This window comes from Oceanospirillum maris DSM 6286 (assembly GCF_000422865.1).
GTDB lineage: Bacteria > Pseudomonadota > Gammaproteobacteria > Pseudomonadales > Halomonadaceae > Oceanospirillum > Oceanospirillum maris.
In genome coordinates this window covers 118,011-138,241 of sequence record NZ_AUGW01000013.1, presented here as the reverse complement: position 1 = coordinate 138,241, position 20,231 = coordinate 118,011, and the positions used below count along the sequence as shown (strand labels likewise).

Sequence of the window (20,231 nt, the reverse complement as noted above, 5' to 3'; positions counted from 1 at the left end):
TAATCAACATGAGTGAACAGCAGATCGGCCCAGGCAAACAGGTAACGCTCCACTTTGCACTAAAGCTGGCAGAAAAAGGCGCAGTGGTTGATAGTACTTTTGATAAAGACCCCGTACGGTTAATTGTGGGTGATGGCAATTTGCCTGAGGGTTTTGAAAAACCTCTACACGGATTAACCGCAGGCACCAAACAGACCTTTGAAGTGGCACCTGAGAATGCTTTTGGTCAGCACAACCCAAGCAATATCCAAAAGCTACCACGGGCTCAATTTGCACCGGATCTTAATCTGGAACCCGGTCTGATGCTAAGCTTTGCCGATAAAGCTAACGGTGAGCTGCCAGGGGTTGTTGTGGAGTTTGATGACGAGCTTGTCTCTGTTGACTTTAACCATCCTTTAGCCGGTCATACGCTAACGTTTGAAGTTGAGATTTTAGCCGTGGAAGATGCCCCAGAGCAGGCATAACAGACAGCATCCACTGGATAGATAACAGGTTGGCGGATGAGTTTAAACTCCGCCTGCCTGTGGATAATCGGTGCTATTTAACACTGAGTGCTCTTTATCACTGTGTACTATTTATCGCCGTGTATTATTTACCACCGCATATCATTAACCACCGTGTATTATTTTATTTAACGCTGTAGAGACCCTCCTATGACTGCGACACAATCGACTGAATCCACCGTTAATCTTGAGATTAAACTGGCTAACCCCCGTGGGTTCTGTGCAGGGGTTGATCGCGCCATAGAGATTGTTAATCGTGCCCTTGAGGTATTTGAGCCACCGATTTATGTGCGTCATGAGGTAGTGCATAACAAGTTTGTGGTTAACGACCTGAAGGATCGGGGGGCTATTTTTGTCGATGAGCTACATGAAGTTCCCGATGATGCCATTGTGATTTTTAGTGCCCACGGTGTTTCCAAAGCAGTGCAAGATGAAGCGTCGCGTCGCGGCTTAAAAGTATTTGATGCAACGTGTCCTTTGGTGACAAAGGTACACTTGGAAGTGCTGCGTTATAGCAAACAGGGACAGGAGTGTATTTTGATCGGCCATGCGGGCCACCCTGAAGTTGAAGGCACCATGGGACGTTATGATACCAGCGCTGGAGGCAGTATCTCGCTAGTGGAAGATGACGCGGATGTAGAAAAGCTAGAACCCCGCGACCCAAGTAAGCTGGCCTTCGTTACTCAAACAACCCTATCAATGGATGATACCGCTCGGGTGATTGATGCCCTACGCGCTCGATTCCCTAAGATCCAAGGGCCAAGAAAAGATGATATCTGCTATGCCACCCAGAACAGACAAGATGCAGTAAAGCAACTGGCGGCAGAATGTGATTTAGTCCTCGTTGTAGGCTCACCCAATAGCTCGAACTCAAACCGTTTAAGGGAGTTATCCGAGCGGATGAACACACAAGCCTACTTGATCGACAACGCCGATGAGATCCAGCAAAAGTGGCTAGTTCCTGCAAAGAAAATTGGTATTACAGCAGGCGCTTCAGCCCCCGCCATCCTAGTACAGCAAGTTATTGACCGTCTGGAAGAATTAGGGGCGGATGAACCGACAGAGCTGGATGGCCGAGAAGAGAATGTTGTGTTTTCGATCCCGAAAGAACTTAGGCTCACGGATATTAGCGAGTAAGCCCTATCACGGCTATACCGGCTTTTTCACCAGCAATAGACCGGAGCCTTGGTCTCCCCCGAGGCTGATTTGGTCAGCTCAATGGTTTGGCATGGCGTGTCGTTTACCTGTAATCCTTTCGCTGTCGCCGAGATCTTGTAGCCTATAGCACTCGAATCCGATACCGATAAGGTATAAAAACCGTCACTAGACTCAGAGGCTGTATCTAAGCCGCTATGGGTAAGATCATCACTGTAGCGGTGATGGGATGCTCGCCAGTTTTCTTGCGCTAACTGTATTCGAAGAATCCCCATATAGGCATCTGTCCTGCGGCTTTCTAGTGCATAGCGCTGGTATGCAGGATAGGCCGCGCCAGCTAAGACGCCAATAATAGCCATAACAATCAGCAGCTCAATTAGAGTAAAACCGTGCTCTGCTTTCTCTGTACTCCGCCGTCTAAGAACATATTCAGGCAACATAACCAACCTCTCTGGGGTGCGTCTTCAGTCCATTGATGTCTCTATAGCGCTCTCATTCCTTTCCCGTAACATTCCCATAATCTTGACAACAAGTGCTTGTGAAGCCTCTGTCTGCATGGCATCTTACATTAATTAAGAAGATTATTTAAAAGCAGGGAATAATATGCCTGTGCGCGGATTCAGCCTTATTGAGCTACTTATTACACTTGTTATCGTCAGTATGCTGGCGGTTATAGTAGTGCCAAATATGAGTGATCTGATCATTCAAGAGCGACTGCGTGGTGCTTTGATTCATTTAAAACAAGAGTTGGCTTTTGCCCGATCTGAGGCAATTAAGCGCAACAAGCCCTTATTTATCTCATCCCTCGCCGGTGACCATTGGTGCGTTGGTATAAGTCTGACACCTAATTGTGATTGCACTCTGGATGACCCAGAAACAGCATCGGCCTGCACCCTGCCCATCAAGAGCGATAACATACTCAGGCGCTTAAGTAGTACTGATTACTCGAACGTGCGTATGACTGCTTTAAAATCACCGATAATATTTGATAGCGTACGAGGAACGACAAAAAATAATGGCACGTTTACTCTACAAATAGAGCATTTTTCCGGCAATGTAGTGTTATCAGCCTTAGGCCGAGTACGGGCCTGCGGCAATATCCACGGCTTGACGGACTGTTAACACTATGAAGGGGGGTTAATATGAGCCAGTTATTCATAAAACCTGTCATGCTCGCCATGCAAAAACCTCAACCACCTACAAAACTGTTACCGCCTGCAGAAAGAGGCTTCACGCTTCCCGAGCTACTTATATCCCTAGTGCTAGGGATAACCTTAATCGGCGCGATACTTAGCGCCTACCTGACGACACTACAGTCCTCTGGCGACAATAACGCCCAAGTTGAATTAAGTCATAACCTTCGGGCCAGCCTTGACCTGATTTTAAGCGATCTAAAACGAGCAGGTGGCGTCGAGCGGCCTCTCACCCTAAGTACTGTTTTAAGCCAATATGCCGATAACCCCTTTATGGATAACGTCAGTAATCTGAAGCTTTGGCAGTGTAATGCTCTCCATGAATGTCATTGTGTGACCTACAGCTATGATCGAGAGCGGGACGGAAACCCTTATGCCGGATACAATAATCACTTCGGCTTTAAATTGGACAGCCGCAAAAGAATAAGCTCAAGAAGGGGGCCTTTAGCTCCAAGTAGCGGCCCGCATCCCGGCTGTGATTACCATGCCAGCAACAACCAATGGGAAGCTTTAACTGAAGATAGTATTAAAATCACTCAATTCTCTGTTAGCTATATTGACCAAGATGGCGATGTTATCCCTCAGCCAAAAGCCATATCGGCTCCCAGTGGTGGAACCTGCTCGACGGGAGATCACTGTATTGAAGCACGCCATTTACTAGTGACGATCAGTGGCACTAAGGATGCATTTTCTTTGACCATCACAGGGAAGGTGAGAGTACGTAATGACCGTTATTTTAAACGCCTTTAGTAGGCCGTCCTCTTTTGGGAGCAGGCCTTCCTCTTTTGGGCTTAACAAGCCGCACCTTAAGCACAACCGCCCCCTTGATCGACAACAAGGCATGGTCACGCTAATGTTTGCTATGGTGCTGCTGGTTGCTCTAACGATGATCTCTTTTTTAACCGCTAGAACATTACTCACAGAACAAACAATCTCGGCGAATGAATATCGAAGCAAAGAGGCCAGCTATGCCGCAGAAGCCGCCTTAGAATACGGTATTGCATGGCTTGATCAACATCATCATACTTTTGCCATTTGGAATGCCAGCGATGAAAATAGCGATGCTGTTAGCTGGAATGATCTAAATGCAGATAATATTGTGCTAACCCGTAGCGGTGATCACTATCAGCTTACCGTCAGCTATACGCGCGCTTGTTTGGATGATCCTAATCCGGTGCTTTTAGCGGACTGCAATAGATGGATTATCGACGTAGCCGCCACAGCTGTGGCAATGTCAGATTCAGATTTAACCCGAACACAATGGATCAGGGTCTTATCGAAACCCAATGCCGTAAACCCCGCGATCACGGATTTTATCCGTATTCCTGGTAGCTGGCGTGACTGGCCATAGGCATGATTGGTCATAGATGCAGGGATGAGCATGGAGCCAACCGTTAGTATGGAGCCAATATTATGATCCGATCTCAAACAAGCATTTCTCTGCAAATAAGTCTGTCTCGACAAACAGGCATCTCGCTAATAGAAATATTAATGGTTGTTCTGATCATCTCCGTTGGCATGACCGCTACCGCTAAATTCCAGGGCGACCTACTTCGAGCTGGGGCTACAACGCAAGCCCGTACTCAGGCACTGGTTCACGGGCAAAATGCCATTGAAGGACTGCTGATAAACCCTAGCAACGGGACAAATGGCCATAAAAACAACATAGCCGGTGTCAGTGCAGCGTATGATCTCCTCTGGGAAGTTAGCCCTTTTGCAGGGCTGAGCAATACTCATCAATATACAGCGACCGTTCGTTGGCACGATAATCAGAATCAAGAGCAAAGCATTAAGCTCAGCACCCTACTTTATATCGATTTTATGCAAGGAGGCCCAGGCGCTGACGATAGCGTGCGAATCCAAGCGACCTGCGACCTTTTTGGTTGTTAATGATGAATGGCTATTTATTGACCGCGACAAGATAAGGATAAACAGTGAACGACTTTCTAATCGTAGGGGGCGGCGTTATCGGTATGATGACCGCCCGCACATTGGCTAACTCCGGCGCAGATGTCACTATTATTGATCAAGGCGAGTTGTGCAAAGAATCCTCATGGGCTGGCGGAGGCATTGTTTCTCCTCTGTATCCGTGGCGTTATCGCCCTGAAATCACCGCATTAGCAAACTGGTCTCAGGGCTACTATCCAGAGCTGGCTAACCTTCTAGCAGAAGAAACAGGGATTGATCCTGAGTTTCGTGCCGGCGGCATGCTTATGCTAAGGGTTGAAGACGATGCCGAAGCTCTTGCTTGGGCGGCAAAAAATCAGCAGCCCTTACATCACGTTGATCAGCAGTTTATCTACGAAAAAGAAGCGAATCTTGCTGCCGGTAAAGAGCAAGCGATCTGGATGCCTGAAGTGGGCAGCATTCGTAATCCTCGCTTAGGAAAAGCACTGAAGAAAAGTCTAGAGCAGCACCCTAATGTTCGTATTTTAGAGCATGTGGAGGTTAAAAGTATTCGCGTAATGGACGGTCAAGCCATTGGCGTTAATACTTCTAACGCGGTTTTAGGGGCAGGACAAGTCATTGTCTGCGGCGGTGCTTGGAGTGCGGGGATTTTGGCGGAAGAGGCGGTTTTACCAAACCTACCCATTGAGCCCGTACGGGGACAAATGATGGTCTACAAAGCGGAGCCAGGTTTGGTTGATCGGGTCGTGATGCTCGATGGTCGCTATGTCATCCCCCGTAATGATGGCCGTATTTTAGTTGGCTCTACCTTAGAATATGAAGGCTTTAACAAACAAACAACGGAAGAGGCTCGCCAATCATTACAAGCCAGTGCTGAAGCAATATTGCCTGCGCTAAAAGATATTCCAGTGGAACATCATTGGTGCGGCTTACGGCCCGGTTCGCCAGATGGTATTCCCTTTATCGGAGCCGTAGAGAGTACGGGGCATTTGCATCTTAACACAGGGCACTTCCGTAATGGCTTAGTACTGGCTCCTGCAGCCACCGAGCTACTGTGCAATCAGCTATTAGGACAAACACCGATTATTGATCCCAGCGCCTATCTACCAAAAACCCGTCTATCGACAAAGAACTAGCCTTATCGACCAACCAACAGAAAAAGGGGTTGTGGATAAACCTTCTATCCACAACCCCTTTTCGATGCTACTTATTACTCGGCTTTCTATTCACTGCTAAGCTTTCGATTCACTACTAGCTATTTACTTCTAGCGTTGTGATTCATCGCTCACTTTTATTTTTCAGGGCCATGCTCTAAAAAATGCTTTTTATGTTCGTGGCAGCAAAACCAAAGGCTTTCATGTTTAACCGCATCTTTCTGTGGTAAATGCAGGTTGCAGTAACGGCATTGAACCATCTGCTCAGGGTCATTTCCCTTGCGGTTTTTCCCCTGCAAGCTATCGTTTTGAGCCTCTAGTTTTTTCTGGTTATAGACCTTTAACAGGCGTAACCCAAACCAAACGATCGCTACAAAAATAATTAACCTGAAAATAATAAAACCCATGATATCACCCTAAAGCTAAGTCCAATATTAAATGGATTGAATGGTACGCTATCAATGTTTCTATCCAAAAAGATCAGGAATAAGAACCTTCCACGGCGCCTGGCCTTTTTCACCCAAAGGTTTTAGCAATTTCAGTTTTCCATTTTCTGTGAGCTGCTTGTGCTGCGGATATTGCGATTTAAGCAAGCTCAACGCCTCAAAAGCTTCTTCCTCCATACCTAAGTGAAGATAGGCCTCACTAAGTGTCGCCAAAGCATCACCAGAAATACCCGAGGTTGGATAATTCTCAAGCGCGAACTGACTGCGTTTTATTGCCGCCACATAGCCACTTTTACGAATATAGAACTGGGCAATAAAGATCTCTCGGCGGGCAAGCACATTACGAATATAAAGCATACGCTGGCGAGCATCGTTGGCGTAGCGACTATCAGGATAACGTCTTAGAAAAGTATCAAAATCGCTGAAAGCATCACGGGTCGCACCCAAATCACGCTCAGAAATATCAATCAGCTCTAGGCCTTCCAGCATATAGCGGCCAGCCATATAGGATGACAAGCCTTTCATATAATAGGCGTAATCAACCTGCGCATGACGAGGATGTAAGCGCGTAAACCGATCCGCGGTTGCCCGAGCACGCTCATAATTTTGGCTTCGATATTGCGCGTAGATTTGCTCTAACAACGATTGTTCAGAGAAACGGCCTAGGGGATATTTTGTTTCTAAGGCTTCTAACAGCTCAAGACTACGAATAAAGTTATTGCCCTCAAGAGCCTCTCGGGCTTCTAAATAGAGCGTACGTTCAGCCTTGGCTAAATCGGCAGCAGATTGATCTTTTGCACAGCCCGATAATAGGAGAGAGATCCCTGCAAAAACAGCGAATAACACACGACGAGAGCAGCAGGCCGTTATTCTTTTTGAACACACCGCGATGCCTTTTGAGCACGCCTGAATGCCTTTTGACAAGGCGCATAGGCCGCGACCACGGGGTTTATAATGACGGAGAGAAACTAGGTTACGCATAATCACCAAAAAAGCTGTTTTCAATGGTAGAATGACCGGCGAATGACTATAGCACAGGCCGCTGACAAATACGTGTTCAGAATCGGTCAGACCTGAGCCCTTTTCTGACACCCAAGGCCTGTATCAGTTTCCTGAAAAACGAACATTTATTTTTCAGCTTCTGATACCTAGATATTACCTCTTACCCGGACTGATTTTCATCCATGGCTGAAACAATTTCCTTGCAAGCAACCGTCCCTTTTGAGCTGAGCGGTTCCCGTTTAGATCAAATTGCCGCAGAGCTTTTTCCTGATTACTCTCGTTCCCGCCTGCAAAGCTGGATTAAGTCCGGTCAATTGACCGTTAATGATGCCCAGCGTAAGCCGAAAGAGAAGTTGAATGGCGGAGAGCAGCTCAAGATTGAAGCAACCGAAGTTAATAACGATGAGTGGGTTGCTCAAGATATCGCTCTGGATATCGTTTACGAAGATGACGATATTTTAGTGATCAACAAAGCCGCAGGGTTGGTTGTTCATCCCGCTGCAGGTCATCAAAGTGGTACTTTGTTGAATGCACTGCTACACCATGCTCCTGATATGGCTCACTTACCCCGTGCAGGTATTGTGCACCGTCTTGATAAAGATACGACGGGGCTTATGGTGGTCGCAAAAAACTTAATGGCGCAAAATGCCTTGGTTGAACAGCTACAAGATCGCTCAATGGGCCGTGAATATGAAGCGGTTTCTGTGGGCGTTATGACCGGCGGTGGTAAAGTGGATGCGCCCATTGGCCGTCATGCCAAAGACCGGAAACGTATGACCGTAACCGATACAGGTAGTAAGCCTGCGGTGACGCACTATCGTGTTTTACAGCGATACCGTGGTCATACACATATCCGCTGCAAACTGGAAACCGGTCGCACACACCAGATTCGTGTACACATGGCTCATATCAACTATCCTCTTGTCGGTGACCCTGTTTATGGGGGCCGTATGCGTTTGCCTGCGGGTTGTACCGAAACACTAAAAGAGCTGTTACGCACCTTTGGTCGGCAGGCATTACATGCCAAGCGCCTTGAACTCTGTCACCCCGCTACTGGCGACATGATGGAATGGGAAGTTGATCTCCCCGAAGATTTCCTCCATCTGCTAGACGTTCTTAAAACAGATCAGGAAGACTAAATGCGAAATGCCTTTGCTTTTATAGCGCCCCATTGGCCAGCGCCGAAAAATGTAAAGGCGTTTGTAACCTCCCGTGAACGCGGTGGTAGTACATCTCCTTTTGATCACTTTAATATGGCCGCCCATGTTGGTGACAATCCTGCAACGGTGGCAAAGGCACGGGGTGATCTACAAAGTTTTATTGGTGAACAGCACCCTTTGCTTTGGCTAAACCAAACTCACTCCACACTTGTAGCGGATAGCTTTACGCCGAATATCGAAGCTGATGCCTCTGTTGCGTTTAACTCTCAATACGCCTGCGTTGTGATGACCGCCGACTGTCTACCGGTATTTTTCTGCTCAGAAGACGGGGATCGTGTGGCCGTAGCGCATGCGGGTTGGCGTGGTTTAGCGGATGGCGTACTGGAAGCTACTTTAGATCGGTTAGATTTAGACCCTGAAAAGACATTGGTCTGGCTTGGCCCAGCCATTAGCAGCAAACACTTTGAAGTGGGCGATGAAGTTCGCCAACGTTTTGTTGAGCAACTCCCCCAAAGTTTTGATTGCTTTGAACCCAGCCCTTTTCGACTCAATCACTACATGGCTGACCTGTATCAACTTGCCCGCCTAAAACTGGCAGAGCGAGGTGTAGACCAGGTCTACGGCGGAGCCTTCTGCACCTACGCTGAACGTAAACGCTTCTACTCCTACCGTAGAGATGGCCAGACAGGCCGTATGGCTAGCGTTATTTGGCTAGCAGATTAAGACCAACTCTTCTGCCAGCTCCAACGAACCCTCGGATCTGTCAGCAAATACCAGAGTTCACTAATCGGAGGAGCAATAGTCATAATAAGCGCCACCAGCAAGCCTAGCATCAAGATGCTATTCCCAATATTACGGTAATCAAACAGCTTAAGCGCAGTTCCAAAGGAGCGCTTTAGGCGTGCATTGGTTAAATCCACGCTGTAACACTCATCCAATAGCAAATGGATAATATAGCCAATCAACAGGCTAAGCCCCATTAACCAGCTCACATCATCTGATAGCTCCATGCCTTGAAACGCCACAAAAGCAGTAAATACAGCGAATAAACAACCGGCCAATAACGAATGAAAAATACCTCGGTGTACAGTAAACCGAGTAAAGACGTACCAGCAGCCATAACGCACCGTGACAAAACCGATAGTCCCGACGATCCAAAGCCCCATAATCGGTATTTTATCGGTGAAGACCACCACCCCAAGCACGGCGGCAATCCCCCCAAGAACCGTAAATAGTGCCCGTACAACCTTAGAATGATTGGAATCAATATCGGGTAAAACCCCGCCGATCATCACCAAGCACCAGCCTGCAATCGCTTCATTTAAACTCATTAAATTGATCACTAAAGCGCCAGATAACGCTAGACCACCGCCAAGAGCTGCACCCCCAAGGTGGGTTTGAAAATTAGCCATAACACACTCACTATCAACACTTAAAATAGATAACCGGAGATAAAACGAAAGACAACATCGAAGGAACAAGGTGAAAAGGTGACGCTGCGGCCAGACTATAAAATCTTCTCACCAGCCAAACTATTATGCGGGCTTGATATGCAGCGCATAGAAATCTGGGTCAAGCCAAAGATTAGACTGCAATACTTTCTTATAGCGCAGATCCACGGATAAAAGCTGCTTTAGCTGCTGGCGATCTTCCGCGCTAGCGTTGCAACCAACGACAACCTGCTTAACAATGGTCGGCGGAAATTTATAGAAGAAAAACTCTTTACCTGCCGCTACAGCCATTTTATCAGCGGTCTCTTTCGGACGAACCAAGCGCACCTCTTCTTCAAAGCTCCAGCCATTACCACGATAGAAAAGTGCGGGAAACGGTTGCACCCGAGCCTTTACCGAGGGGCGTTCATTGCTGTAAGTCACAGGGCGCAATAACTGCGGTTGTTCATTATATTTGGGATGCATAAAGTAGCTGTGCCCACCATCCAGCTCAATCACAAAGCCACGGTAATTGTCGCTATAGCGCTCCCATAACACAGGATTGTCCGGTGCCTTAAACAGGCGGCATAGTGCTAAACTTTCTAGTTTTCTAGCATCCGGTAATTTTTTTGTTTTCGGCTGTTGTCGTTGGCGCATCTGCTTTTCTATGGCAGGGCGTTTTAAAGCGGCTTGCTCACAAAAATAAGCCTCTGTAACAAAACCCTGCATATGCGCAGGTAGCGCCGCATACTGTCGGCGCAACTCCGTTTGGAAGTCTTCTTCGCTAATCGGTGTTTTTTCTGGTGCTTTACGTACCGTGGGCCGATTAATCTCAAAGGGATCTTGGCACTCGGTGACACCGGAAAAATGCAGACGATTGTTACGTAAAACATCAAGATGGCGAAATGAAAGATAAAGGTAAAGCTTCATTGCGAGTCTCAATCCCAGAGATCATTCAGTTAAGTGGACAAGCCTGATCATAGCACTCCGTTAACGCTTTCGGGATACGTCGCGCCTTACCGCTACTCATGTAAGTACAAACGTAATGACTAAAAGCTTTGAAGAGTGTTTTATCATCTCTAACCCGCTTCAAATGAAAGCGTCGAAATACACTGATACGATTATGACGTTCCAGCCACGTTGCCATTACCAGTTGATCACCAGCATAGGCCGGCGCAAGATAATCTAACTCATGCCGATGAACAACCATGGCAACATCCCACGCCTGATACCGCTCAAGATTAATTCCCAGCTGCTCCAAATGCGCCCAACCGGCCTCTTCTAGCCATTTGAGATAGACCGCATTATTCACATGGCCGTAATGATCGATAGCCGTCTGAGAAACCGTTAGCGGCAGCAGGAATATATCCGGCTGCCCCAATTCCGCCTTGGATTTAATCTCGGAAAACACGAACAATCAGAGACTTAAGGTAGGCTGTTTCTGGAATCGCAGGATGTACCGGATGGTCAGCCCCTTGATGGCCCTGTTCTAGAATTTGCGCTTGGCGATCCACGTGACGTGATGTACTGCGCACGATATCAATCAGGCGATCGTAGGCTAGATGCATTGAGCACGATGCCGAGATCAAAATGGCATCTTTTTCTAGCAAGCGCATCGCCAATTGATTAATCCGCTGATAAGCCAATTCACCATTTTTAATATCTTTACGGCGCTTAATAAATGCCGGTGGATCTAGCACGACAACATCAAAGCGTTCGCCTTCCTGCACCAGCTGTTTTAGGGCTTCAAAAGCATCCCCCAGCATGGTTTCTACTTTGTCGCTAACACCGTTAAGCGCGGCATTTTTATCGACTTCATCCAACGCTGTTTCTGAGGCATCAACACACAAAACAGAGCTTGCCCCAGCAACTGCTGCCTGCACACCCCAGCCGCCTACATAGCTAAAAAGATCCAATACTTTTTTATCTTTGCAGTAATGCTGCAAGCGAGCCCGATTCATACGGTGATCATAGAACCAGCCGGTTTTTTGGCCGGTCAGAATGGGCACATGGAACTTAACGCCATTTTCCTCTAGGAAAACTTCGTCGGGCAAAGTGCCACGGGCAACACGGGTTTCTTCCTCTAGGCCTTCAAGTTTACGCATACCACCGTCGTTACGCAGTACAATGGCTTGGGGCTTCAGCACTTTTTCCAGCGCATCGAGAATATCCTCTTCCAGCACCTGCATACCGGCAGTATTCAGCTGTACAGATAGCACATCGCCAAAACGATCGACGACCAAGCCTGGTAAAAGATCACTTTCACCGAAAACCAAACGGTAATGCGGCGTAGGAAACACCCGCTCCCGCAAACCTAACGCGATCTTAATGCGGTGAACCAGCATTGATTTATCCAACACCTTCTCAGCATCTTGGCTGATCATACGCGCACAAATAAGCGTTTTCGGGTTGATATAGGCGCTACCCAATACTTTACCGTTATAGCCTTCAACAATAACCTGCTGACCCGCGCTATAGTTACGCAGTGGTGATACCTTGGTATCGACTTCGTTACTGTAAAGCCAGATATGGCCGGCGCGGATACGGCGCTCGGCATTTTTATTTAAGCGAAGAGTCGCTAACGGTATTGATGACATGATGTTCTCTCGTAGGCTGTAGTGGCTCATACGGTTGGAACTCAGGTTTAACTTTTCAGGAAGACTAAGATCCAAATAACGCTGTTTCACCGTATTTTGCGGGCATTATAACCAAAACAGGCAGAGTTTCCCCTGCCTGTTTTGGTGTTTTACCGGCAATCCGACCTAAGATGAAAATAAGGTGGCAATTACGTCCATTAATCCATAAGACAAACATAGATCCGATGATATAGAACAGGCGTAGTCGCTATTAACGAGTACAGATGAATCAGTGGAACTATCCGGCGGTCTTATCCAAAAACGAACTTGCTTTACGCTCACTCATAGCGGCAAAGCGTTCGCAGGTCCCCTCGTCAACAAAAGCAGCCACAGGCAACCAGATATAATTAACACCCCGATAGAGTAAAAAGCCTCGACCAGTACGAACCACTTTGCTGATCTCATTCCAACCGAATTGACCGTCTATTTTATCGCCTGTTTTAGCGCTAATACGTTCATCATCAATAATAAGGCTGATCTCTTTGCCTTTTTGCTCACTTTTATGGAAACGACCCAGCAATAACTTTTTATGCATACGACCCCGAAGTAAAAACCAGTACACGGCTAAGACCAAGGCCATAGAATCTGCAGGCTGAAAACCTCGCTGAAACATCATAAAAACGCTGAGCAGAATAAGCCCAGCCACCACAAGAGTGATCATTTTTTCTTTTGTGTTACCGCCACCAAAACGGGTATGTTCTTCGCTGGCGTCTAAGTAAACTTGCTCACTCCAGAGGTATTTAACCTCGATAGTTGACGAGTTTGCATCGGCGGATACAACATCATCGGTAGACAAACTCTTCTCGCTAGGTGAGACGGATGTTTTTTTCTCTATCATTCTATATTCACTCTATATATCAAAGTCTTATAAGTAGCCAGATCCAGATCTAGATCTAGATCTAGACTAGAGGGTTTTGGACACAGTTTAATCGTGCAAAGTTCCAGTTAAGTCTTTGATTTTGGTCTACATACAGCCTATCTAAGCAAGATTCACCTGAGCATTTTTCGGTAAACCGCTGCGCGCGCCTAATGCCTGTCGCAGTAGCTGTTTTTTAAGCATCGGCGTGTCATTAACGAGATTCATGCCAGTATTGCGTAGCCAGCGTAACGGCAAGGGTACGGGGCCATATAGGCGCTTAAAGCCTTCCATTAGCGCCATCATTTTTAGGTTATCGGGCAGGCGGCGACGCTGGTATTTACCTAACGTCTGCTCAATGCCTAACGGTTGTTTCCGCTGCCAAGCATTGGCCAACTCCTCCACAAGAGTCGCGGCATCCAGCAAGCCAAGATTAACCCCCTGACCGGCTAAGGGGTGGATCGTGTGAGCGGCATCTCCGGCTAAGACTAAACCCTCTTGCCAATAGCGTTTAGCGTGGCGCTGACGTAGCGGGAAGCTAAAACGGGGGTCACAGGAAAGCACCTTGCCCAGTTTATGCTCAAAGCTTAGACTCAGCTCATCACAAAATGTCTGATCATCTAAAGCCATCAAGCGTACGCATTCCTCCGGCGTAGTTGACCACACAATCGAGCAGTAATGGTTGTCGCCATTGAAAGTAATCGGTAGTAATGCCAAAGGGCCGGTGGGCATAAAGCGTTGCCAACAAGTACTGTCGTGGGGCTGCTCTAGCTTAATCGTGGTCACGATCGCTTCGTGGTCGTAATCCCACTCACGGGTTTCAACCCCCCCCCATTCCCGTAGCTGAGAGCGCGCGCCATCGGCGGCCACAACAAGACCGGCTTGAATAACGCTACCGTCAGCTAGAAAGACTTGGCGCTTAACCCCGAGCCCGCCTTCAAGGGTCTGTACCGGACTAATACCTTGAATCGAAACACCACGATGCCAGTGGATATTATCGAAATGTTTACTCTGCTCAACTAACGCGGTCAAAGTAACGCTGTTTTCTACGATATGACCGATATTTTCGGCAAAAACATCATCACAGTTAAATTCGATATGGCCCGTGCCATCAGACTCCCAAACGCTCATCTGCTGGTAAGGGGTTACTCGATTGGCCGCCATACTCGGCCAAGCGTTAAGGCTCGCTAAAAACAGGCGTGAAGCTTCTGTTAGCGCACTAACACGAGGATCTACCTTATCAGAGTGCCACTGAGGTTCGTTTTCAAAGGTTTCCAGAATAGCAATTTTCATCCCTGTTGGTGCGACACCACAGGCGATTGCAGCGCCGACCATGCCGCCACCCACAATAATCAGATCATACTCTTTTAAGGTTGTGTCTAAAGCCGTGTCTTCTAAGGCAGTGCGCTGCTCTGAAGCGGTATCGTTTAAGTCCAAGGCTTCTAAATCAGATATTTCCGAATCTAATGGCTCTGAATCAAGCACCTCGGCCTCAGCGGCACTCACGTCTTTAGCCTTTAACGCTGTACCACTTAAATCCAGCTCTTCTAAATCGGTATGATCTAAGCCTGTGTTATTTCCCTGTATTCCCTGTTCTGTGCTCATACCTGCTCACCTGCTTTTGCTAGAACCTGCTGCTCTGTTATACGGTGTTGTTTGTACGGCTTGACCACGTCTTGGTTGCTAGCTAGCGCTCTTAAACGTACAGACGATCCGCCAATGCCCATTGCCTGACGGGCAAACCATCGCTTAGCAGGCTTAAATCGATCAAGCAACATTAAGCCACCAGCACGAAAATGCCCCAATACTGGATTGTTATTGGCAAACAGGCGAATCAAGCCATCACTAAAGCCAATAACCGCGTCTTGATCCTGTCGTCGTCGCTGCTGATAACGCTGCAACACGCTTAAATCACCTAATTTTTCTCCCTGTTCTGCGGCTTGGTGTAAAACACCGGCCAGCTCGGCTACGCCTCTTAACGCTAGGTTATAGCCTTGACCTGCAACAGGGTGCATATAGTGAGCGGCATTACCCAGCACTGCTAAGCCGGGGCGTACCTGTTCGGTGGCACGTACTAAGGTAAGCGGGTACTGGTAACGCTCGCCAACCCGTTCGATATCCCCCAAGCGAAAGCCAAACAGCTGTAATAACTTTTGCTTAAAGTCCTCATCATCTAGGGCGCTAATCTCATCAATTTGCTCCGTAGGCACCGTCCAAACAAGGGCAATATTATTTGGCTCTGGCAATGGCAGCCATGCCATAGGCCCATCAGCGGTAAAGCGCTCATAAGCCCAGCCTTCATGGGGTTGGCTCATGGTAAGATTACATACCACAGCATGCTGGTCATAAGGGCGCACGGTATCTTTGATTTGTAATTGCTGTTTTAGGCCGGATTGACCACCATCGGCAAGTACAACCAGGCTGGCTTCGATCACCTGCTGCCCACCGGCGGCGTTGCTTAACGTCAGTTGATGACGTTCCGCTTTTACAGAAAAATCCGTGACTTTAAACGGACAGAGCCAGCTAACATGGGGTGCTTTTTTAACACCGGCCAAGAGTGTTCGGCCAAGAGCAACATTGGGAGCAACATAGCCTAAGGCTTCCACATAATGATCTCTGTGATCCAACCGAGTCGCACCAAGATGGCCTTTATCTGACACATGGATCTTTTTAATCGGGGCGACATAGGGAGCCAAATACGACCAAAGGCCGATCTGCTCATAAATATGACGGGAGCCCCAAGATAAAGCCGTAGAACGGGCATCATAACTGGTTTGAAAAGCACTGGTTTGGCTGGTTTGAAACGCGCCAGCTTGAGAGTCGGCTACATGAACATCATCGGGCACATCAACCGCCTCAATCACTGCAATCGACCAGTTGTGCTCTTTAGCAAAGCCTTCCAGTGCGCAGGCAAGACTGGCACCTACTAAGCCACCACCAATAATAGCAATATCATAAGCAGAGATTGGCGTGTCTTCTTCTGTGGTTGAGTTAGTCGATTCTGCTCTAGCCAAAGGGGCTGTCGTCACTGAAATACTCCCGTTAAAATCAATTCTCGTCTGTCGACTACGCGCTAATAGCGATACCTTCACCAGCCATTAGTGCTTCAATTTCTGCAATATTTTTTGGCACGCCGGTGGTTATCACCTCTGGGCCCTGCTCGGTAACAATCACATTATCTTCTATACGAATACCTATACCGCGCCAGCAAACATCAACGCTGTCATCATCCGGCGCGATATACAGCCCTGGCTCTATTGTAAGTACCATTCCTACCTGCAATGGCCGTGACTGCCCTTCTATTTTGTAGCGCCCAGCATCATGCACATCAAGACCTAACCAATGGCTGGTGCCATGCATATAGAATCGGCGATAGCTTTCGCTCTCAACCACCTCATCTAAGGTTCCACCAAGCAACCCCAGATCCAGCAGGCCTTGGCAAAGCACATTTAACGCTGCTCGGTGCGGTGCATGACAATCTAAACCGACTTGCACCTGATCAATAGCCGCATATTGCGCCTCTAATACCACTTGATATAAGGCACTCTGCTCTGGGCTGAAACGACCGGAAACAGGAAAAGTACGCGTAATATCAGCGGCATAATGTTGCAACTCGCAACCGGCATCAATCAATACCAGATCACCGGCATTTAATGGCTGATTATTTTCCACATAATGCAACACGCAGCCATTGGCTCCACCGCCCACAATAGTGTTATACGCCGGAGCACGACTACCGGAGCGCATAAAGTGGTATAGATACTCTGCCTCTAACTGATACTCCATCATCTCTGGTTCACAGACCTGCATCGCCTTGCAATGGGCCTCAGCGGAGATCTCTGCAGCGTGACGCATAATGACTAGCTCGGCATCGCTTTTAATCAAACGCAGCTCATGTATCAGCGGCAACACGTTATGGTGCTGCTCTGGAGCCACCGCACCTGAACGGGCTTTTTGTCGTAACTGCTGGCACCAGTCCTGTATTCTTCGGCTTAATGCATCGTCACCCTGCATAGGGTAAAAAAGATGCTGCGCCCCATCGATTAACTCTGGTAAGCGGTTGTCCAACTGATCCAGCGTGTAAGCGCAACTCATGTTGTACTCAGCAATAGCCTGCTCTTGCCCGACGCGAAAACCTGTCCATGTTTCCTGTGCTCGATCTTTAGGCAAGCAGAACAGATGACTATCGGCGCCTTTACGCCCAGAGGTGAGCACCAGCCACGCCTCTTCTTCAGCAAATCCAGTCAGGTAGTAAAAATCACTATCCTGACGAAAAGCATAATCCGCATCATTATTGCGATAACGTATGACAGCTCCAGGCAATATCACCACAGAGCCTTCCGGTAACTGATCGACTAAACGTTGCCGCCGCAAATCATACTCTGACTGAGGTATCTTGATGTTGCGGTTTATCAAATTTTGCTCGGCTCGACTCTTCTGTTGATTTGCATGCGTCATAAAGGCTCCAATATTCAAAAGCCACCGTTAGCCGCTGGCTTTGTTTCCAAAATAGATTAAAAATCTCAGTGAGTACGTCGTGTTCCACTCAAAGCAGAGCTTTCGCTAACTTGCATTTTACTGAAGGTTCTCAGCGGCTTCATCATCAACCGGAGATCCGCCAAAATGACACTCCGCATACAGCATCATCGCGGTCATTCGCACATATTCGCTAATGGAGAAAAAGTCTTGCTCGTTATGCTCATCATCTTCTAAGCTTTCGCTTATCTCTGCGATCTGCTCTAAATCTTTCAAGGCATCTTTTAATTCCTCTGATAGGCTGCCTTCATTAAACGGCGTATTATCTGCCAAGGCGGATAAAAAGCCTTCACACCACTCCAACAGTGTTTGCATACGCTCATTCAAAGAAAAGTCATCATCAGCAATTAATAATTTAAAGCCAAGGCCTCGATCTTTAATGCCCATTTCGGTCTGCTCTAGCAGCTCTACCAGTTCTACTTTAGAGATATCATCATCTAATGCAGAGACCTCCATAAACTGCATTGCCTGACGCAACCAAGTATCAACATCGGGCTTCTGATCCGCACAAAGTTGACCGCAAAGATCTCCATGAAGCTCTGCCGGAGCATGCAAGCAGCCATTCCGTAAAAAAAGATCACTAATTTGAGAAAAAATTGGCTGCTGAATGTCGGTTTGTTGCTGATTATCTGTCATAGTTAGCACCTTTAATCGGGCAGGATGCCTGCCAAATCAATGAATGGGGTAAGAAATCCTTACTTTGTTCGCTATTTTGAACAGAAAAATCTCATTTGTCAGGGTGTTAGTATTCATTCGCATGAATTGACCGGTTACAATCTCAGTTCTATAGTACGAGTATCCTTAGCTAAAGATAAATTTATGGACACTGATGATTTAGATCAGGTGGAAAAACAAATACATGAGCTACTTCTGGTTTGCGTAGATTTACGCAAAGAGAATGAAGCTTTGAAAAAGTGTTTGCACCAACAAACCACAGAACTAGACTCCTTAACGCAGCAGCGTGAAGCCACGGATGAAAAGGTCAGTTATCTTTTAACCTGCTTAGGCCCATCGGAGCCTCAAGATGAGTGAAATACAGAGCAGTCAAACCATTGAAGTAAAAATCCTTGAACGCAGCTATGTGGTTGGCTGCCCAGAAGAAAAACAGAGTGATCTGATTAATTCTGCCAAGTATCTTGACCGTAAAATGCGCGAAATTCGTGACAGCGGCAAAGTAATAGGCACGGAACGTATCGCCATAATGGCGGCGTTAAATATCGCCTATGAAATGCTGCATAATGACAAAGACGACACGGATTCCAGCGAGCAAGTGAAGCGAATTAATGAAAAATTATCAACGGCTATTAAAGCCCTGCGTCAAGACGAACCGAATAGCGATGCAGCCTGATTTTTTATAGAATATCCGTTATACTCGTTTTCTAATTCCTGGGGTGTGCGCCAGCTGTCAACGTCCTCGAGCCTAATTACGAACCCAGGGAATCATCCGTGAGTGCCCGTGTGCATGTCCGCGCGACGGAAAGCCTTAGGCACTTCGATGATTACCCACCTTGAACCGTTTGGTTCAAGGGCAACGACAGCAGCGGCACTCTGGGAATTTTAATTCTACCGGTATCATTACCACCTTATGCAGCATTCTCAGTCATACTCTCAATCACAGCCACATTCTCAACCCTTGGCACTCAACCGAATACAGCTGCGTCGGCAGATGCGCCAACGCCGCAGAGCTTTAACGCCCCTTGAGCAAAAAAGAGCCGCTGTTAGCCTAAAAAACCAACTATTGAGCATGCCAGAGTTTCTGCGAGCAAAGCGTATTGCCCTATATTTGCCAAATGATGGGGAAATTGACCCAAGCCTACTGATTGAGCAAGCTAAAAAGATGGGAAAAACTTGTTTTCTCCCCGTATTACAGCCACTGGTAGAAAACAGGCTTTGGTTTGTACGCTACGACAGCAATACACCGATGACTCGTAATCGTTTTGGTATACCTGAACCCAAATTAAGAGCCTTTGCGGATAAACAACGCAATCGCTGCCACCCTAAAGATTTGGATCTGGTGCTATTTCCACTGGTCGCATTTGACGAACAGGGCGGACGCATGGGAATGGGAGGAGGGTTTTATGATCGAACATTTGCCTTTACTCAGCATCGTTTGTTTAGCAAACCAACCCTTATCGGCTTAGCCCACGAATGCCAAAAAGTCGATGCTCTACCTACGGCTAATTGGGATATTCCTTTGCAGGCCGTGGCAAGTGATCAGGGCATTTACCGCGCCTGATCACATGATTTATAGC

24 protein-coding genes and 1 other RNA gene are annotated in these 20,231 nt (G+C 47.4%); 13 read left to right on the top strand and 12 right to left on the bottom strand.

Annotated features, from left to right (window positions below; all coding sequences use genetic code 11):
• Positions 1-8: 8 nt before the first annotated feature.
• Together G517_RS0106265 and ispH are read left to right on the top strand one after the other, a co-directional pair.
• Positions 9-464, top strand: a complete 456-nt coding sequence (locus G517_RS0106265; protein WP_028303698.1) for an FKBP-type peptidyl-prolyl cis-trans isomerase — start codon at positions 9-11, stop codon at positions 462-464.
• A 189-nt stretch (positions 465-653) separates the two neighbouring features.
• Positions 654-1,640 carry a 4-hydroxy-3-methylbut-2-enyl diphosphate reductase gene (gene ispH / locus G517_RS0106260; protein ID WP_051206160.1) on the top strand — a complete coding sequence of 329 codons (987 nt, stop codon included), beginning with the start codon at positions 654-656 and terminating at the stop codon, positions 1,638-1,640.
• A 26-nt stretch (positions 1,641-1,666) separates the two neighbouring features.
• On the opposite strand, the gene G517_RS21210 is transcribed toward ispH, so the two are convergent.
• Positions 1,667-2,098 carry a type IV pilin protein gene (locus tag G517_RS21210; RefSeq protein WP_028303696.1) on the bottom strand — a complete coding sequence of 144 codons (432 nt, stop codon included), beginning with the start codon at positions 2,096-2,098 and terminating at the stop codon, positions 1,667-1,669.
• Between the two features lie 163 nt (positions 2,099-2,261).
• Between G517_RS21210 and G517_RS0106250 the strand changes: the two genes are divergently transcribed.
• From G517_RS0106250 to thiO, 5 genes are all read left to right on the top strand, one after another.
• Positions 2,262-2,780: a GspH/FimT family pseudopilin gene (locus G517_RS0106250; RefSeq protein ID WP_028303695.1), complete on the top strand. Its 519-nt coding sequence runs from the start codon at positions 2,262-2,264 to the stop codon at positions 2,778-2,780.
• Positions 2,781-2,800: 20 nt separating this feature from the next.
• Positions 2,801-3,601, top strand: a complete 801-nt coding sequence (locus G517_RS0106245) for a prepilin-type N-terminal cleavage/methylation domain-containing protein (RefSeq protein WP_028303694.1) — start codon at positions 2,801-2,803, stop codon at positions 3,599-3,601.
• Positions 3,576-4,202 (top strand): pilus assembly PilX family protein, encoded by a 627-nt coding sequence (locus tag G517_RS0106240; protein ID WP_028303693.1) that lies wholly within the window; start codon positions 3,576-3,578, stop codon positions 4,200-4,202. Before G517_RS0106245 ends, G517_RS0106240 begins: the two co-directional genes overlap by 26 nt.
• A 62-nt stretch (positions 4,203-4,264) precedes the next feature.
• On the top strand, positions 4,265-4,741 hold the full coding sequence (locus tag G517_RS0106235) for a type IV pilus modification PilV family protein (protein WP_157833162.1): 477 nt from the start codon (positions 4,265-4,267) through the stop codon (positions 4,739-4,741).
• Positions 4,742-4,785: 44 nt separating this feature from the next.
• Positions 4,786-5,895 (top strand): glycine oxidase ThiO, encoded by a 1,110-nt coding sequence (gene thiO / locus G517_RS0106230; protein ID WP_028303691.1) that lies wholly within the window; start codon positions 4,786-4,788, stop codon positions 5,893-5,895.
• A 155-nt stretch (positions 5,896-6,050) separates the two neighbouring features.
• Here the strand turns inward: thiO and G517_RS0106225 are convergent, their stop codons facing one another.
• Together G517_RS0106225 and G517_RS18030 are read right to left on the bottom strand one after the other, a co-directional pair.
• Positions 6,051-6,320 (bottom strand): PP0621 family protein, encoded by a 270-nt coding sequence (locus G517_RS0106225; RefSeq protein WP_028303690.1) that lies wholly within the window; start codon positions 6,318-6,320, stop codon positions 6,051-6,053.
• Positions 6,321-6,380: 60 nt separating this feature from the next.
• Entirely contained in the window at positions 6,381-7,451 is a 1,071-nt protein-coding gene (locus G517_RS18030; RefSeq protein ID WP_245543206.1) for an outer membrane protein assembly factor BamD, read from the bottom strand.
• Positions 7,452-7,543: 92 nt separating this feature from the next.
• Between G517_RS18030 and rluD the strand changes: the two genes are divergently transcribed.
• Together rluD and pgeF are read left to right on the top strand one after the other, a co-directional pair.
• A complete protein-coding gene (rluD, locus tag G517_RS0106215; protein ID WP_028303689.1) occupies positions 7,544-8,500 on the top strand; it encodes a 23S rRNA pseudouridine(1911/1915/1917) synthase RluD in 957 nt (318 codons plus the stop codon).
• The gene (pgeF, locus tag G517_RS0106210; RefSeq protein ID WP_028303688.1) at positions 8,501-9,244 is read left to right on the top strand and encodes a peptidoglycan editing factor PgeF; all 744 of its coding nucleotides are present in this window, start codon (positions 8,501-8,503) and stop codon (positions 9,242-9,244) included. It abuts the gene before it with no gap.
• Here the strand turns inward: pgeF and G517_RS18025 are convergent.
• The 9 genes from G517_RS18025 to G517_RS0106165 form a co-directional block, all read right to left on the bottom strand.
• Entirely contained in the window at positions 9,241-9,933 is a 693-nt protein-coding gene (locus G517_RS18025; protein ID WP_051206159.1) for a metal-dependent hydrolase, read from the bottom strand. The genes pgeF and G517_RS18025 overlap by 4 nt on opposite strands.
• Positions 9,934-10,056: 123 nt before the next feature.
• Positions 10,057-10,881 carry a DUF2971 domain-containing protein gene (locus G517_RS0106200; protein ID WP_028303687.1) on the bottom strand — a complete coding sequence of 275 codons (825 nt, stop codon included), beginning with the start codon at positions 10,879-10,881 and terminating at the stop codon, positions 10,057-10,059.
• Positions 10,882-10,906: 25 nt separating this feature from the next.
• Positions 10,907-11,362 (bottom strand): acyl-CoA thioesterase, encoded by a 456-nt coding sequence (locus G517_RS0106195; protein ID WP_245543205.1) that lies wholly within the window; start codon positions 11,360-11,362, stop codon positions 10,907-10,909.
• Entirely contained in the window at positions 11,346-12,548 is a 1,203-nt protein-coding gene (locus G517_RS0106190; protein ID WP_028303685.1) for a class I SAM-dependent rRNA methyltransferase, read from the bottom strand. The genes G517_RS0106195 and G517_RS0106190 overlap by 17 nt, the downstream gene beginning before the upstream one ends.
• A gap of 277 nt (positions 12,549-12,825) precedes the next feature.
• On the bottom strand, positions 12,826-13,425 hold the full coding sequence (locus G517_RS0106185) for a YcxB family protein (protein WP_028303684.1): 600 nt from the start codon (positions 13,423-13,425) through the stop codon (positions 12,826-12,828).
• Between the two features lie 141 nt (positions 13,426-13,566).
• Positions 13,567-15,048, bottom strand: coding sequence for an FAD-dependent monooxygenase (locus tag G517_RS0106180; protein ID WP_084632089.1), 1,482 nt, complete (start codon positions 15,046-15,048; stop codon positions 13,567-13,569).
• On the bottom strand, positions 15,045-16,472 hold the full coding sequence (ubiH, locus tag G517_RS18020; RefSeq protein ID WP_051206158.1) for a 2-octaprenyl-6-methoxyphenyl hydroxylase: 1,428 nt from the start codon (positions 16,470-16,472) through the stop codon (positions 15,045-15,047). Before ubiH ends, G517_RS0106180 begins: the two co-directional genes overlap by 4 nt.
• 37 nt (positions 16,473-16,509) lie before the next feature.
• Entirely contained in the window at positions 16,510-17,901 is a 1,392-nt protein-coding gene (gene pepP, locus G517_RS0106170) for a Xaa-Pro aminopeptidase (RefSeq protein ID WP_051206157.1), read from the bottom strand.
• A gap of 117 nt (positions 17,902-18,018) precedes the next feature.
• Entirely contained in the window at positions 18,019-18,615 is a 597-nt protein-coding gene (locus G517_RS0106165) for a UPF0149 family protein (protein WP_028303681.1), read from the bottom strand.
• 183 nt (positions 18,616-18,798) lie between these two features.
• Here G517_RS0106165 and G517_RS20730 point away from each other — a divergent pair, with 183 nt between their 5' ends.
• The 4 genes from G517_RS20730 (at position 18,799) to G517_RS0106150 (ending at position 20,215) form a co-directional block, all read left to right on the top strand.
• Positions 18,799-19,011 (top strand): hypothetical protein, encoded by a 213-nt coding sequence (locus G517_RS20730; protein WP_157833161.1) that lies wholly within the window; start codon positions 18,799-18,801, stop codon positions 19,009-19,011.
• Complete coding sequence (locus G517_RS0106155) at positions 19,004-19,327, top strand: cell division protein ZapA (RefSeq protein WP_102043354.1); 324 nt, start codon at positions 19,004-19,006, stop codon at positions 19,325-19,327. The genes G517_RS20730 and G517_RS0106155 overlap by 8 nt, the downstream gene beginning before the upstream one ends.
• A 32-nt stretch (positions 19,328-19,359) precedes the next feature.
• A non-coding RNA gene (ssrS, locus tag G517_RS20450) (6S RNA) lies at positions 19,360-19,538 on the top strand.
• A 26-nt stretch (positions 19,539-19,564) separates the two neighbouring features.
• The gene (locus tag G517_RS0106150; RefSeq protein ID WP_051206156.1) at positions 19,565-20,215 is read left to right on the top strand and encodes a 5-formyltetrahydrofolate cyclo-ligase; all 651 of its coding nucleotides are present in this window, start codon (positions 19,565-19,567) and stop codon (positions 20,213-20,215) included.
• Positions 20,216-20,231: the final 16 nt, after the last annotated feature.

What these genes read in the sequence shown, in the direction of transcription:
- G517_RS0106265 (WP_028303698.1), top strand. Translation starts at nt 9, where the DNA reads ATGAGTGAACAGCAGATCGGCCCAGGCAAACAGGTAACGCTCCACTTT.
- G517_RS0106240 (WP_028303693.1), top strand. Translation starts at nt 3,576, where the DNA reads ATGACCGTTATTTTAAACGCCTTTAGTAGGCCGTCCTCTTTTGGGAGC.
- G517_RS0106150 (WP_051206156.1), top strand. Translation starts at nt 19,565, where the DNA reads ATGCAGCATTCTCAGTCATACTCTCAATCACAGCCACATTCTCAACCC.
- pepP (WP_051206157.1), bottom strand. Translation starts at nt 17,901, where the DNA reads ATGACGCATGCAAATCAACAGAAGAGTCGAGCCGAGCAAAATTTGATA.
- G517_RS0106190 (WP_028303685.1), bottom strand. Translation starts at nt 12,548, where the DNA reads ATGTCATCAATACCGTTAGCGACTCTTCGCTTAAATAAAAATGCCGAG.
- G517_RS21210 (WP_028303696.1), bottom strand. Translation starts at nt 2,098, where the DNA reads ATGTTGCCTGAATATGTTCTTAGACGGCGGAGTACAGAGAAAGCAGAG.
- ispH (WP_051206160.1), top strand. Translation starts at nt 654, where the DNA reads ATGACTGCGACACAATCGACTGAATCCACCGTTAATCTTGAGATTAAA.
- G517_RS0106155 (WP_102043354.1), top strand. Translation starts at nt 19,004, where the DNA reads ATGAGTGAAATACAGAGCAGTCAAACCATTGAAGTAAAAATCCTTGAA.
- G517_RS0106200 (WP_028303687.1), bottom strand. Translation starts at nt 10,881, where the DNA reads ATGAAGCTTTACCTTTATCTTTCATTTCGCCATCTTGATGTTTTACGT.
- G517_RS0106165 (WP_028303681.1), bottom strand. Translation starts at nt 18,615, where the DNA reads ATGACAGATAATCAGCAACAAACCGACATTCAGCAGCCAATTTTTTCT.
- pgeF (WP_028303688.1), top strand. Translation starts at nt 8,501, where the DNA reads ATGCGAAATGCCTTTGCTTTTATAGCGCCCCATTGGCCAGCGCCGAAA.
- G517_RS0106180 (WP_084632089.1), bottom strand. Translation starts at nt 15,048, where the DNA reads ATGAGCACAGAACAGGGAATACAGGGAAATAACACAGGCTTAGATCAT.
- G517_RS0106225 (WP_028303690.1), bottom strand. Translation starts at nt 6,320, where the DNA reads ATGGGTTTTATTATTTTCAGGTTAATTATTTTTGTAGCGATCGTTTGG.
- G517_RS20730 (WP_157833161.1), top strand. Translation starts at nt 18,799, where the DNA reads ATGGACACTGATGATTTAGATCAGGTGGAAAAACAAATACATGAGCTA.
- G517_RS0106250 (WP_028303695.1), top strand. Translation starts at nt 2,262, where the DNA reads ATGCCTGTGCGCGGATTCAGCCTTATTGAGCTACTTATTACACTTGTT.
- G517_RS0106245 (WP_028303694.1), top strand. Translation starts at nt 2,801, where the DNA reads ATGAGCCAGTTATTCATAAAACCTGTCATGCTCGCCATGCAAAAACCT.
- G517_RS0106185 (WP_028303684.1), bottom strand. Translation starts at nt 13,425, where the DNA reads ATGATAGAGAAAAAAACATCCGTCTCACCTAGCGAGAAGAGTTTGTCT.
- rluD (WP_028303689.1), top strand. Translation starts at nt 7,544, where the DNA reads ATGGCTGAAACAATTTCCTTGCAAGCAACCGTCCCTTTTGAGCTGAGC.
- G517_RS0106235 (WP_157833162.1), top strand. Translation starts at nt 4,265, where the DNA reads ATGATCCGATCTCAAACAAGCATTTCTCTGCAAATAAGTCTGTCTCGA.
- G517_RS18025 (WP_051206159.1), bottom strand. Translation starts at nt 9,933, where the DNA reads ATGGCTAATTTTCAAACCCACCTTGGGGGTGCAGCTCTTGGCGGTGGT.